Raw genomic sequence first — 13,547 nt, forward strand, 5'->3', positions numbered from 1 at the left:
TTCGGCTCATGCGGGCTGGGGCTGGGGCTCCAGCTCCAGCGTGCGCTCGAACAATTCGCCGAGGCCGACCTGGTGGGTCACCCCTACCACGGTACACTGCGGCAACTCGCGACGGAGCACGCGCAACAGGCCATAGGCGGCGTTGAAGTCGAGCTGGCTGGTGGCTTCGTCCAGGTACAGCGTGTCGGGTTGGTACAGCAACGCCCGCGCCAGGCTCAGGCGCTGTTGTTCACCGCCACTGAGCACCCGCTCCCACTCTGCTTCGTCACCCAGGCGGCTGACCAGTTCGCTCAAACCGACCTTGACCAGTGCGTCGATCAACAGCACATCGTCGAAGCGCTGCAACTGCGGATACGCCAGCAGTTCATCCAGGCGCATCTGCGGCAGATACGGCTTTTGCGGCAGCAGCAGGCTGCGCCCAGGCGGCAACTGCCAATTACCCCGGCAGTACGGCCACAAGCCTTGCAGGGTGCGCAGCAGGGTCGACTTGCCCAGTCCGCTGCGGCCGGCCAGGCGCAGCCACTGGCCCTGGCCCACCCGCAGATCGAGATTACTCAGCAGCGCACTGCCATCTGGCCGACACAGGGTCAGCCCTTGCGCGCACAGGCAACTGCCCTGCGGCGCGCTGACTACCTGCTGCCGGCTGGCTTCGATGGCCCGCTCGAACTGATCCAGCCGCTCCAGCGCCGCGCTCCAGCGCACCAGCTTGTTGTACAGCTTGATGAACCAGCTCAACGAATCGTGCACGGCGCTGAACGCGCTGCGGATCTGCATCAAGCCACCCAGGGTGATGGCTTTGCTCATGAACGCCGGCATGGCCGCGAACACCGGAATGATCAGGCTCAAGCGCTGGTAGGCGACGGTAAACAAGCTCAGGTCGCGCTCACGGCCGATCAAATGCCGCCAGTTGCTCGCAATCGCCTGAAAACGCCGGGCCAGTTGCTCGCGCTCGACCCCTTCGCCGCGGTACAGGGCGATCTGCTCGGCATGGTCGCGCTTGCGCAGCAGGCTCGCGCGAAAGTCCGCCTCACGGTGCTCGCGTTCGTAGTTCAGTGCGTGCAGCGGCTTGCCGATCAGGTGCGTGAGGACGCTGCCGGTCAGGGTGTAGATGACCACAATCCACAGTAAATAGCCGTGTACGCTGAAGGTCGCGCCGAACAGGCTGAAGGTCTGCACCCCGGACAGGTTCCACAGGATCAGCGCAAAGGCGCCAACCTGGGCCAGGTTGATCACCAGTGACGCCACCAATTCGATGCTCAGCCCCACCATCAGGTCGACGTCCTGGGCGATACGCTGGTCAGGGTTGTCCGGCTCGCCGCTCAGGCCCAGCCGATAGAAAGCGTGATCAGCCAGCCAGGCATCGGTCAGGCGCGCAGTCATGGCCTGGCGCCAGCGCAGTTCAAGACGTTTGCGGATGTAATCGAGGCCGACGATGATCAGTACGTAAGCGCCCAGGTACAGCGCGTACTGGCCCACCAGCCCATACAAGGCAGCGGTATCGAACGCCGCCAGGGTGTCGTAGAAAGTCTTGCTCCAGCTGTTGATCAGCACGTTGATCTGCACCACCAGCAAGCCCAGGCCGATCACTGCCGCCAGCATCAACCAGCCCTGCCACTGGCCGCGATCATGCCAAAAGGGCCGGCTCAGACGGACGAATCTGCGCAGCGTATTCACAGCGCCTGCTCCAGCGCAGTCACCGACGGCAGCAAGCGCAATTGCACCTGATTATCCTGCGGGAACAACAGCCGCGCCTGCTGCTGCAGGGCCGGCAAGCTTAGCGCTGCCGGCAACTGCGCCTGGGTGCGCAGGTAGCGTGGGTCTTGCCAGTGTCGTTCGCTGAGGATCAAGCGCTTGAACTGAGTCTGCGGATCGTCGCGGCGCTTGGCTTCCTGGCGGGACAGTTCGCTTCGTTGCACGGCGACCCACTGTGCATCCACATCCAGTTCGGCCAGGGTCTGCTGCGCCAGCGCCCACAGCTCATCGACCCGGGCCGGGTCGCAGGTGAAGTTCAAGCGGCTCTCGATGCGCTGGGTCTGTGGGTTGAGTTCGCTGTCGAACTGCAAGCGGTAGATCCCCGAGGCTTCCCCGCGCAGGCGCTGCTTGAGGCGCTGGTTGGCCAGATCGCGCAGGGTGGCCACGCGCATGGCCGCTTCAGGGCTCCAGGCCTGCGGCTGATAACTGCTGGCCTCGAGCACGGCCCTGGGCTCCAGCGCGATGGCCAAGTCATGCCGACGCTGGCCGGGTTGCTGCTTAACCGGCTTGCTCGGCAAGGCGGACGTGCGCGGCACGCTGGCAAGCTGCTCGCGCACCAGCGGCTCCAGTTGGGCACGGTCAATGGCGGCCATCAGGTAATAGGTGACTGGCGCACCCGCCAAGCGCTGCCAGTCAGCACGCAGTTGCTCGCTGGTCAACGCTTGCAGCGTGGCAGGCATTGGCGACTGCCAGGCATCGGCGCCGAACTTGAGCCGGCGCTGCTGGCTGTCCTGCTGGCTGCGCACATCATCCGGGCGGCTGTTGCTGCGTGCCAGCAGGTCAGCGCGTGCCTCGCTGAACAGCGCCGGGTCGATGTTCGCCTGTTGGCTCAGGCGATAGCTCTGAAACAGGCTTGGCAGCTGCTCGGGCGCTGCGCTGAGGTTCATCTGCAGGCGCTGCGGTGAGTGCTCCAGGCTGATGGTGGCGCGCTGCTGTTTGCGCCACTCGGTCAACGCCTGGCTTGCGCCTGCCGGCGGGGCACTGGCCAGCGCCAGTTGCGCCGCCATCTGCAAGCGCCAGGCCGGCGCACCGTCGATGTTGTAGCCCGCCGATGATTCCGCTTGCAGCAACCACTTGCCGTCCGGGCCGTTGCGGCGCAGCCAGACCAGCCGATCACCGTTGCTCAACTGCCAGTGCTCGACCTGCTCTTGAGCGAAAGCCTTGCGCGCAACGATGGTGCCGGCCGGGCCGGGTGCAGGCAGCTCGAAGCGAGGCGTTGCAGCGACCTGGGGCGCTTCGCTGACGGGTGCCGACAGGCGTGTCTGGGCAATGCTTACCTGCAGCGCTTCGACTTGCGCGACCGTTGGCAGGCGCACCAGGCTGGCCTCTGGCGCGCTGATCTGCAGCACCCGGTCACGGCTGGCGAGCCAGCGCTGCAGGCGCTGCTCAAGGTCGCTGCGATCGATCTGCTCAAGCACTTCAAGATAACGCCCGGCGGTGGCCTGACGATCGGTCACCCGCCCTTCAGGGGCAGTAGCGTTGCTCAGTTGCTCGACCCACTGTTCGAAGCTGCGCGGTTTGCTATTGGCCACCGTCTTCTCACCGAGGCCGCGAATATGCGCCTGCTCGCGTTGGAAATCGGCCTCGCTGAACCCATGCTGGCGCAGCCGCTCGATCTCGCTGAGCAACTGGCGTAGCGCCTGATCGTGAGCCTGGCCCTCGACACCGGCGGCGATCCCCAGCACGGTCGACTGGCTGCCAATCAGGGTCTTCTGCGCAATCAGGCTACGCACGCCCGGTTGCAGCGGTTGGCGGCGCAGGCTGTCGAGCAGGACGGCCAGGGTCATGCGGTCGATCAGCCGCTCACGCAAGGCATTGCGGCTGCTGCCGCGGCTGTCCGGCTCATGCAGGCGCAGCAGCAGCGAGACTTGATTGCTGCCCGACTGCGGGTCGTGCAGGTGGAAGACCTTGAGGCTGTTGTCCAGCGGCAGGTCGCGATAGGCCCGCGCCGGGCTGCCAGTGCCAGCGGCCTTGCCGAAGGCCTGCTCGATCTGCGCCAACATCGCCGCCGGTTCAAAGTCACCGACCGCCGAGATGACCATGTTGCCAGGCTGGTACCACTTCGCCTGGTACGCCTGCAGGCTGCCCAGGCTGGCACTGCGGATCGCCGCTTCATTGCCGATGGTGCGGTGTTTGGGGTAGCGCGAGCCGACCCGCTGCGACGCCGTGCGTTGCTGGTTCATGCGCTGGGCCACGCCAAGGCCGCCGCGCCATTCTTCGATGACGATCGGCCGCTCGCGCTCAAGGTCCGCCGCCGTGTAGTCAGCCGCAAAAACCATGTCTGCAAGTACCTGCAAGGCCTGCGGCGTCTGCTTCACGCCAGCCGGCGGGCTGAGCATGTACTGGGTGCGTTCATAGTTGGTCATGGCATTGAAGTGCCTGCCCTGCACCCAGCCCAGCTCGGTCATGCGCTCGCGCACGTTGCTGTTCTGCCCGGCGCGGCTGTGGAACAGCAAGTGCTCGACCATGTGCGCGACGCCAACCTGGTCTTCAGTTTCGTCGATGGAGCCGGCGTTCACCGCCAGGCGCAAATCGAGCCGGCCGGGCTGGCTGGTCTCGCGCACCAGCCGGTATTGCAGGCCGTTGGCCAGGGTGCCCTGGCTGACTGCCGTGTCCCACGGCAGCGGTGTATCGGCGTCAGGCAGCGCTGCGCAGGCGCCGAGCAGCAGCGGGCCAAGCAGGCCGGCAATGAGCTTTTTCATCAAGGTGTCCACGGTTTTTTATAGGAGGATCAGAAGCGGTAGCCGACTTCCAGCCAGTACTGGCGGCCGACTTCGTAGCTGACCAGGCTGACCGACTCGCGGCTGGCGATCTTGTTGACCCGGTCAGTGACGTTGGTCACGTCGACATTGACGAACATCGCCTGGTCCTTGCCGGTCGGGATCTCCCAGGCCACACGCATGTCCCAGGTTGGCGCGCCGGGGGTGGCTACGGTTTCGTAACGCTTGAGCACCTCACCGTTGACCTCGGCATCCGGGCTGACCCCGACCACCTGGTCGTACGGGCCGCGGTAGCGGAAGAAGTTGCTTACCGACAGGTTCCACTGAGGGATGTCGGTGATGGTGGTCAGGCGCCCGGTCCACGGCCGATTGAAGTCGCTGGCCGGTAGTTCGTGGTAAGCGATGCGCTTGCCGTCGAGCACCACGTCTTCGTTGTCCAGCTGGTCACCGTCCAGGCCTGCTTCGTAGGTGGCGCCATAAGCATTTTTGGAACGCGACCAGTCCAGTGCCAATTGCACACTGGTGCTGGTGCCATGGAAACGCAGCGGCTGCATCGGCGTGACCGTCAGGCTGAGGTTTTCACTCTCGCTGGTGCCCGCATTCAGGTAGGTGTAGTAATCCTTGCTGTAGCCTTCGGGGATGTCCTTGGCGTCGAGGTAGTAATACGGACGAGTCCGGTAGATCTGCCCCTTGCCGGTACGGTTGACGTACTTGAGCTGGAACTCGGTGTTGAACCAGCGTTGATTTAGACCCAGCATCCACTCATCGTCGTAGGGGATGTCCATCGTCGAGAACTTGCTCAGGTTCGGGTTGCGGCTGGCCAGGGTCCAGTCGTCAGACTGGGCAGTGCGGGTATAACGATTGGTAAAACCCTGGCGCCCATCGGCAAGTCGGTACTTGAACAGGTTGCGACCGTAGTAACGGTTGGCGCCGAACACCAGCACTGTGCTGCGATCACCGAAGAAGTCGTAGTCGCCGGCAAAGCGCGGCGCCAGGCTTTTCTTCTCCATGTAGTCATCACCCTCATAGCGCAGGCCCGGGCGCAGGGTGAGGTTGCCGTAGCCGATTTCATCCTGAATGAACAAAGCGTACTTCTTCTGCGCCATGTCGATTTTGCCGGCACCGTAGTTCATCATCGCCGAGCCCCATTGGCGATTCTGACCAGTAAGCAGCAACCCGTTGGAGCACCATGGGTCGCTGCCGCCGCAGGCACCGTTGTCGCGTTTGAGGGTGGTGATAGACAACGCCGAGTCTTCCCGCTCCCAAGTGGCTTGCTGGTAGCCAAGTTCAAGGCCTGTGGTCAGGCTGTGGGTACTGCTGCCCAGGTTGAAGGTCTGCCAGTCGGCCTTGAGCTTGTAGTCGAGGCTGCGCTGGGTCTGGTAGATATCACCAAAACCACCCTCCGAGCTGCGCGCATTGTTCAGGCCCGGGTTACCCCAGTCCTTGCTATCGGACCAGTACCACTTGATCTCCTGATCGCGATCAGACTCGCGCGACGCATACAGATCGCTCATGGCCAGTTGCTGAGTCCAGCGCGCGTTGTCGCCCTCATAGATGGCCTTGAACGAGCCCTGCCAGCCGCCATTGATATTGGTGTAGCCGGAGTCCCGGTAGTCTTCCCGGTAGTAGGTGTTTTCCTGTGGCGCGTAGACGATCGAGGTGTCCAGGGTCAGGCGGTCGTTGACCGTCCAGTAGGTCTTGAGCAGGAAGTTGTCGAGCTGGCGGGTCTGCTCCTGGTCGTTGTCGCTGGTGGGGCTGCTGTAGCCGTTGGCGTAGCCGCGCAGGGGCAGGTACGAGCGCTTCTGCGAGAAGTTCAGCAACGCGCCGAAGTTGTCGGTGAGGTGGCCCTCGAGGGTGCCGCGCAATGTCGTCTTGGTGAACTCCGGCTGGTTTTTCTCGTTCGACGAGGTCTCGAAGTTCTCTTTGTTTTCCCGGGTGATGTGGTAGCTGGTCCACTCCGAACGGGTCATGGCGTAGGAAATCTTGCCGTGCAGATCCTGGCTCGGGCGGCGGGTGATGGCATCGACCACACCGCCATTGAAGCCGCCAAACTCGACCGGCACGTTGCTGTCGTAGACCTTCACTTCTTCAAGCAGGTCAGCGTCCAGCGCGATGCCGTGGGAGCGGCTCGGCGCCGAGTCGAACTGGCGGGTTTCGTTGTAACCGTGAGCACCGGGGTCGAGGTCATTGTTGATCGAGATGCCATCGATCATGAAGTTGTTCTGATAGAACCTGGCGCCGTTGATGCTGATGTCGGCCGGGTCGATTTCGCCGGGCGTGTTCGAGCTTTTCTGGTCGGTGCTGAACTGCACGTTGGGGTGCATCTGCAGCAGCGTAGTGATGTCGCCGTTGGCCCCGGGGAATGCATTGATCGCCTTGCGGTCGATGACCGTGGCGCCCATGTAGCTGTTTTCTTCGGTATCGCCCAAAACCACCGTGTTATGCAGCTCCAGCGCGCCGTCGGCGGCGCTTTGCAGGCGACGAAAGACCAGCGCGCCGTACTCGTAGTCCCAGGCCAGGCCGCTGCCCTGGAGCAAGCGCGACAGGGCGATTTCGCTGCTGAACTGGCCGCTGATGGCACTCGATTGCAGGCCGTCGAGCAGGTCTGGGTCGACCGTCACCTGCAGGTTGCTCTGCTGGCCGAAGTTGATCAGCGCGATAGCGAGGTTCTGCGCGGGGATGTCGAACATGTGCACCTGGCTCAACAGCGTGCGCTCGGCGGCCTCTTCGGCATGCGCTGGCAGCGCGCCAAACAAGCAGCACAACCCAAGCATGCCGCTGCCTGCGACGTTCTTCAGGCGCAACGACCAACCCCGCGCTGGGCGCGACCTACGGCTTGTTACTACAGTCATCCCACGTCCCCGCCCCGAACACAGTCCGGGTAGCAAATAGAATACGAATCGATCTCAGTTATTGCGCGCGGGGTAGAAGACGGGGTGGTTCGCGGATTTTTCAGAAAATTTTGAAATATTTTTTCTGGGAGCGGCTTCAGGGCTGTCGCTCAGCCCCGAACAGGTCTCAAGGCCGGCTGACAACAAGCAACCAGGGGCCAAAATTTTCGACCTTGCCACCATGTGGCCGCAACACGGCGTTCAGCGCCGCCTGGGGTTTGCGCAGGTCATACACACCGGTCACGCGTTTGCTGCCCAGGCTCTGGTCGCGTAACAGCACCTTGCCTGGCAGGTAACGCTCAAGCTCGCCGATCAGTTCGGCTATCGAGACGTCATCGGCAATCAACTGGCCCTTGCGCCAGGCTGCCGCCTGCGACGGCTGGAAAGTGCGGACCTGGACCAACCCGTCGATATAGCGCAGGCGCTCCCCCGCCGTCAGCGCGCTGGACAACACCCGCGCCTGGCTGGCATCAGCGACGCGCACCGAGCCGTGCTCGACCTCGACGTCCACCTGCTGCGGGCGCAGCTCAACATTGAAAGCAGTGCCGGTGACCGTCACCTGCACAGCGTCGGCGCGGACATGAAACGGCCTGGTAGCGTCCGGGGTGACTTTGAAGAAGGCCTGCCCGGCGAGCAGACGCACATCGCGTTGAGTGCCGGCGTACTGGACGGCGATGGCGCTGTCGCTGTCCATCTGCACCACACTGCCATCGGCCAGGGTAATGTCGCGGGTTTCGCCCTGGCCGGTGCGGTAGTCGGCCTGCATGCGCAAGCTGAGCGAAGGAGCCAGCGCCACCAGCAAGCAGGCAGCTACAGCCGCGCCGAGCCAGCGCCGCCGACGCCGCGTTGGCCGAGCCGCTGGCGGCAGCGAAACGGGATTGCTGGTTACCGGCAGCGGCCACTGGGCGGCGCTGGTCGGCGTCAGTTGAGCGGTCAGGCGCCAGACCCGCTCGGCCTTGCCATAGGCCTCGGCATTGGCCACATCGCTGGCGCACCACTGCGCAAGCTCAGCCCGCAGCTGAATGTCGTCGGGCGCCTGCTGCACACGCAGGAGCCAGTCCAGCGCCTGGTCACGACGGCTGGAAGCGGGGTCTGCTGACGTCATGTGCGGCCAGTCTCCTGTGGATTAGCGGGCGCGAAGGGTCGCATAGAGTCGGCCCGTTGAGCAAAAGACGCGGCAGCGCGTGGTTTTTTCACAGATGCTTTCAAAGATCGCCCTCCAGCCGCTCCAGACAATGGCGCAGGGCATCGTGCACTAGTTGATGGACGAGGCTGACCGAGACGTTCAGGTGATTGGCCACCTGCTGCAAGGTGAAGCCGCCGAGGCGATGCATCTCGAACGCCAGACGCGTGCGCTCGGGCAGCTCTTCCAGCGCGCGGCTGATGGCTGCCAGCTCATTCTGCTGGCTGACGGATTGCTCCGGGGAGGCGCTACTCGAGGGTAAATCGGCAAGCAGCTCATCGCCGCCGGGCTGGGCCTTTTCGGTGGCATTGCGGCGGGTTTGATCGAGCGCCAGGTTGCGCACGATGCGGTACAGGTAGCTGGCTGGGTGGCGGATGTCGGCGCTGTCGTCCTGGCGGCTGAAACGCAACCAGGCCTCCTGCACAACATCCTCGGCGCGGGCGCGGCAACCTACGATCGGCGCGGCGTAATCAAGCAACGCCGCCCGGTGGCTCAGGTACAGCTGCAGTTTGTCGTCCGCCACGGGGTGGTATGCCAGCAATGCTCGGGGCGGCGATGTTACCTGTAGTCGAGAATCATTATCAACAGGTTCACGCTACTTGGCCCCGCCTTCGCGGCAAATCCGCGAAGGCCTGCTGAGAGTTACAGCCTTACGCTGGCAAACGTCGACTCGTTGCGCGCCTGGCTCAGTGCAGCCAACGGCCCACTGTGCGGCGACAGGGTCATGGCCTGCGGAATTGGCATCATTGCCACCTGCTGTGTGGTGTTGGAGCCGACGCGCTCATCGCGCGGCGGAATGCCAAAGTACTCGCGGTAGCACTTGGAGAAATGCGGCGTGGAAACGAAACCGCACACCGAAGCCACTTCGATGATCGACATCGGCGTCTGCTTGAGCAACTGGCGGGCGCGGATCAGGCGCAGCTTGAGGTAATAACGCGACGGCGAGCAATGCAGGTACTTCTGGAACAGGCGCTCGAGCTGACGACGCGAGACGGCGACATAGACTGCCAGCTCGTCGAGATCGATCGGTTCTTCGAGGTTGGCTTCCATCAGCGCGACGATCTCTTGCAGCTTCGGCTGGTTGGTGCCGAGCATGTGCTTGAGCGGCACGCGCTGGTGGTCCTGTTCGTTGCGGATGCGCTCGTAGACAAACATCTCGGAGATGGCTGCCGACAGTTCACGGCCGTGATCACGGCTGATCAGGTGCAGCATCATGTCCAGCGGCGCGGTGCCACCGGAGCTGGTGAAGCGGTTGCGGTCGAGGGTGAACAGGCGGGTGCTCATGTTGGCCCGCGGGAACGCCTCCTGCATCGATGCCAGGCACTCCCAGTGCACGCTGCAATCAAAGCCGTCGAGCAGGCCGGCACAGGCCAGGGCCCAGCTGCCGGTGCACACCGCACCGAGGCGACGCGACTGACGCGCTTGCGCCTGCAGCCAGGTGACGTGCTCGCGGGTAACCGTGCGCTGAATGCCGACACCGCCGCAGACAATCACCGTATCGATCTGCGGCGCGGCGTGCATGGAGGCATCCGGGGTGATCTGCAAGCCATCGCTGGCCCACACCTGGCCGCCATCGACGGTCAGGGTATGCCAGCGATACAGCTCGCGACCCGACAGTTGGTTGGCCATGCGCAGCGGCTCTACCGCCGACGCCAGAGATATCAGGGTGAAGTTGTCCAGGAGAAGAAATCCGATGGACTGGGGTGCGCTGCGGTTCTGGGTTTGGGTCCCGGAAGTGTACGACGTCATCGCGATTTCTCCTCACTCAAATACAGGGGTGCCTCAGGCGGGCACTGGTTCTTGTCATGGCCCCAGTTCGTCTGCGGGGGCTCTGTTAATAGCACTACCGATTACAACGCAATTGGCATGCCTAAATTGAATGGCCCGCCAACAAAGTCCAAAAACGACCTTGCGCACCAGCGTCCATGGGCTTCTGCTACCGCGACAGTTCTAGCCGCAAGCCCCGCCGTAGGGCTTTTCGTTATCGCCCGTGAGCATTTAAGTAGCAGTGCTGGGAAACATGTCTCTAAACGACATGTAACCTTGTCACCGCTCCAGTATCAGCGTGTTAAACAACTTGTTTGAAAATACAGATGACCGGCGCACCAAAAAGAGGCGCAGTGGTCATTAATGGCAAATTCGAGTTGTGCGAGGTGCACATTCGGCTGCAAAAAAGGGCCGCATGCGGCCCTTGGGAATCAACGCTGAATCAGCATTCGATGACGCTGACGGCAAGACCTCCGCGGGAGGTCTCCTTGTACTTGTCGTGCATATCGGCGCCGGTATCGCGCATGGTGCGGATTACCTGATCGAGCGAGATGAAGTGCTCGCCATCACCGCGCAAGGCCATCTGCACTGCGTTGATTGCCTTCACTGCGGCAATTGCATTGCGCTCGATGCACGGCACCTGAACCAACCCGCCGACCGGGTCGCAGGTCAGGCCGAGGTTGTGCTCCAGAGCAATTTCGGCGGCGTTTTCCAGTTGCGCCGGAGTTGCCCCAAGCACTTGAGCCAGGCCGGCGGCGGCCATCGCGCAGGCGGAGCCAACTTCACCCTGGCAGCCCACTTCGGCGCCCGAGATCGAGGCGTTCTTCTTGCACAGAATGCCTACCGCAGCTGCAGCCAGGAGGAAATCAACGACGTGGCTTTCATCGACCACGTCGGAGAAGCGCATGAAGTAATGCAGCACCGCCGGGATGATCCCGGCAGCGCCATTGGTAGGCGCGGTGACCATGCGCCCGCCGGCGGCGTTTTCTTCGTTGACCGCCAGGGCGAACAGGTTGACCCACTCCATTGCACTAAGGGTCGAGCCGATCACGTTGGGCTTGCCCAGCTCTTGCAGGCTGCGGTGCAGCTTGGCTGCCCGGCGACGCACATTGAGCCCACCAGGCAGGATCCCTTCATGCTTCAAGCCGTTGTTGACGCAGTCCTGCATGGCGCTCCAGAGCTTGATCAGGCCGGCGCGAATCTCTGCCTCGCTGCGCCAGACCTTCTCGTTGGCCAGCATCAATTGCGACACGCTGAGGTCGTTTTGCTTGCACAGCCGGAGCAGCTCGGCAGCGCTGTTGAAATCGTACGGCAGCTCGGTCTGATCTGCATCGAGCACACCACTGGCAGCCTGCTTGGCGTCGACCACAAAGCCGCCGCCAACCGAGTAATAAGTGTCCTGGTGCAGCTCGCCGTGCGCGCCCTCGGCCTTCAAGGTCATGGCGTTGGGGTGGTACGGCAGGTTCTCGTCGAGCAGCAGCATGTCGCGCGCCCAGACAAATTCGACCGGCAGGCGGTTGTCCAGCAACAGGGTATTGGTTTCGCGCAGATCGGCAATACGCGGGACGATCTGGCTTGGGTCAATGGCGTCTGGCCATTCGCCCATCAGGCCCATGATGGTGGCGTGATCGGTGCCATGGCCGATGCCGGTGGCCGACAGCGAGCCATACAGGCGCACCTCGATACGCGTCACTTGTTCAAGCTCGCCGCGCTCACGCAAACCCTCGACGAACAGCGCTGCGGCGCGCATTGGGCCGACAGTGTGCGAGCTGGAAGGCCCTACACCAATCTTGAACAGGTCGAACACGCTGATGGCCATGGTCGGAACACCTCTTGCTGGGCTTGTCTGGCCGCGCCATGTGGCGCGTCTGGCAACTGCTAGGCTGAACCTGCGAGCTGCCGCTATTACCCGCATCATCAGCCTTTTGCGCCGCCACTCGCCGTCTGCAACCGACGTACTTTTGTCAGGCCGCGCCGCGATGTACTGGCGCTGCTACGCCACTGTTCAAGCCGTTTTCGGCTGGGCAAATGCCGCAAAGAGGGGGTGCAGGGGGTGGAAAAATCCATATGCGACATTGCCCGTACTGGATACGACCCATCCTGTACTGGATGCGACTCAGGCAGTAGGCGATTGCCCGGCGCTGGAGGATTATCGAAAGCGACTCGTATTGCACGGCCACGCAACCTGCCCTCTGCAGGCCTGGTCGACCGGACCCTGAGAAGCCCCGGCGACCCACGCGAACCCGAAGAAAAAACTACAGGAGTCCACCTATGAAAGGTTCACCCTCGCTGTTGCTGGTTGCGATGCTCACGGCACCGTTGCTGGCTCAGGCTGCAGAGCCGGAACAGTGTCAGACGGTACGTTTTTCCGATGTCGGCTGGACCGATATCACGGTAACCACGGCGGTTACCAGTGCGGTGCTCGAAGCGCTGGGTTACAAGACCCACACCACCATGATCTCGGTCCCGGTGACCTACAAGTCGCTGGCCGCAGGCAAGGATCTGGATGTATTCCTCGGCAACTGGATGCCGACCATGGAAAACGACATCAAACAGTACCGCGACGCCGGTACCGTCGAGACCGTACGCGCCAACCTGGAAAACGCCAAGTACACCCTGGCAGTGCCACAGGCGCTGTATGACAAGGGCCTGAAAGACTTCGCCGACATTGCCAAATTCAAAGACGAACTGGGCGGCAAGATCTACGGCATCGAGCCTGGCAACGATGGCAACCGCACCATCCAGAGCATGATCGACAAGGATGCCTTCGGCCTCAAGACGGCCGGTTTCAAGATCGTCCAGTCCAGTGAAGCAGGCATGCTGTCGCAGGTCGATCGCTCGCAGAAGCGCGGTGAAGCGGTGGTGTTCCTCGGCTGGGAACCGCACCCGATGAACAAGCGCTTCAAGATGCAGTACCTGACCGGCGGCGACGACTTCTTCGGCCCTGATTTTGGCAAGGCCACCGTGCTGACCAACACCCGCAAGGGCTACACCCAGGAGTGCAGCAACGTTGGCCAGTTGCTGAAGAACCTGTCGTTCTCGCTCAACATGGAAAGCGAGCTGATGGGCAATGTGCTCGACGACAAGATGAAGCCTGATGCCGCGGCCAAGGCGTGGCTGAAAAACAACCCACAAGTGCTCGATACCTGGCTCGCCGGAGTCACCACCGTAGATGGCAAACCAGGGCTGGAGGCAGCCAAGGCCAAGTTGGCGCAATAACCAACACACAACCGG

8 protein-coding genes are annotated in these 13,547 nt (G+C 62.8%); 1 reads left to right on the top strand and 7 read right to left on the bottom strand.

The features are described 5' to 3' along the window. Positions 1 to 6: 6 nt before the first annotated feature. The 7 genes from CXQ80_RS22200 to CXQ80_RS22230 all read right to left on the bottom strand — a co-directional run bounded on the left by CXQ80_RS22200 (position 7) and on the right by CXQ80_RS22230 (position 12,132). Positions 7 to 1,674, bottom strand: a complete 1,668-nt coding sequence (locus CXQ80_RS22200) for an ABC transporter ATP-binding protein/permease (RefSeq protein ID WP_101322489.1) — start codon at positions 1,672 to 1,674, stop codon at positions 7 to 9. Further along, on the bottom strand, positions 1,671 to 4,454 hold the full coding sequence (locus tag CXQ80_RS22205; RefSeq protein ID WP_101322490.1) for a M16 family metallopeptidase: 2,784 nt from the start codon (positions 4,452 to 4,454) through the stop codon (positions 1,671 to 1,673). Before CXQ80_RS22205 ends, CXQ80_RS22200 begins: the two co-directional genes overlap by 4 nt. Before the next feature lie 29 nt (positions 4,455 to 4,483). Continuing rightward, the gene (locus tag CXQ80_RS22210) at positions 4,484 to 7,324 is read right to left on the bottom strand and encodes a TonB-dependent receptor (protein WP_256585611.1); all 2,841 of its coding nucleotides are present in this window, start codon (positions 7,322 to 7,324) and stop codon (positions 4,484 to 4,486) included. A 166-nt stretch (positions 7,325 to 7,490) separates the two neighbouring features. Next, entirely contained in the window at positions 7,491 to 8,468 is a 978-nt protein-coding gene (locus CXQ80_RS22215) for a FecR domain-containing protein (protein WP_101322492.1), read from the bottom strand. A 100-nt stretch (positions 8,469 to 8,568) separates the two neighbouring features. After that, positions 8,569 to 9,069 carry a sigma-70 family RNA polymerase sigma factor gene (locus tag CXQ80_RS22220; RefSeq protein WP_101323127.1) on the bottom strand — a complete coding sequence of 167 codons (501 nt, stop codon included), beginning with the start codon at positions 9,067 to 9,069 and terminating at the stop codon, positions 8,569 to 8,571. A gap of 119 nt (positions 9,070 to 9,188) precedes the next feature. Further along, complete coding sequence (locus tag CXQ80_RS22225) at positions 9,189 to 10,295, bottom strand: GlxA family transcriptional regulator (RefSeq protein ID WP_101322493.1); 1,107 nt, start codon at positions 10,293 to 10,295, stop codon at positions 9,189 to 9,191. A 460-nt stretch (positions 10,296 to 10,755) separates the two neighbouring features. After that, a complete protein-coding gene (locus CXQ80_RS22230) occupies positions 10,756 to 12,132 on the bottom strand; it encodes an L-serine ammonia-lyase (RefSeq protein ID WP_101322494.1) in 1,377 nt (458 codons plus the stop codon). A gap of 452 nt (positions 12,133 to 12,584) precedes the next feature. Between CXQ80_RS22230 and CXQ80_RS22235 the strand changes: the two genes are divergently transcribed. Beyond that, on the top strand, positions 12,585 to 13,532 hold the full coding sequence (locus CXQ80_RS22235; protein WP_101322495.1) for a choline ABC transporter substrate-binding protein: 948 nt from the start codon (positions 12,585 to 12,587) through the stop codon (positions 13,530 to 13,532). Positions 13,533 to 13,547 lie beyond the last annotated feature (15 nt).

This window comes from Pseudomonas sp. 02C 26, assembly GCF_002843585.1.
GTDB classification, from domain to species: Bacteria; Pseudomonadota; Gammaproteobacteria; order Pseudomonadales; family Pseudomonadaceae; genus Aquipseudomonas; species Aquipseudomonas shirazensis.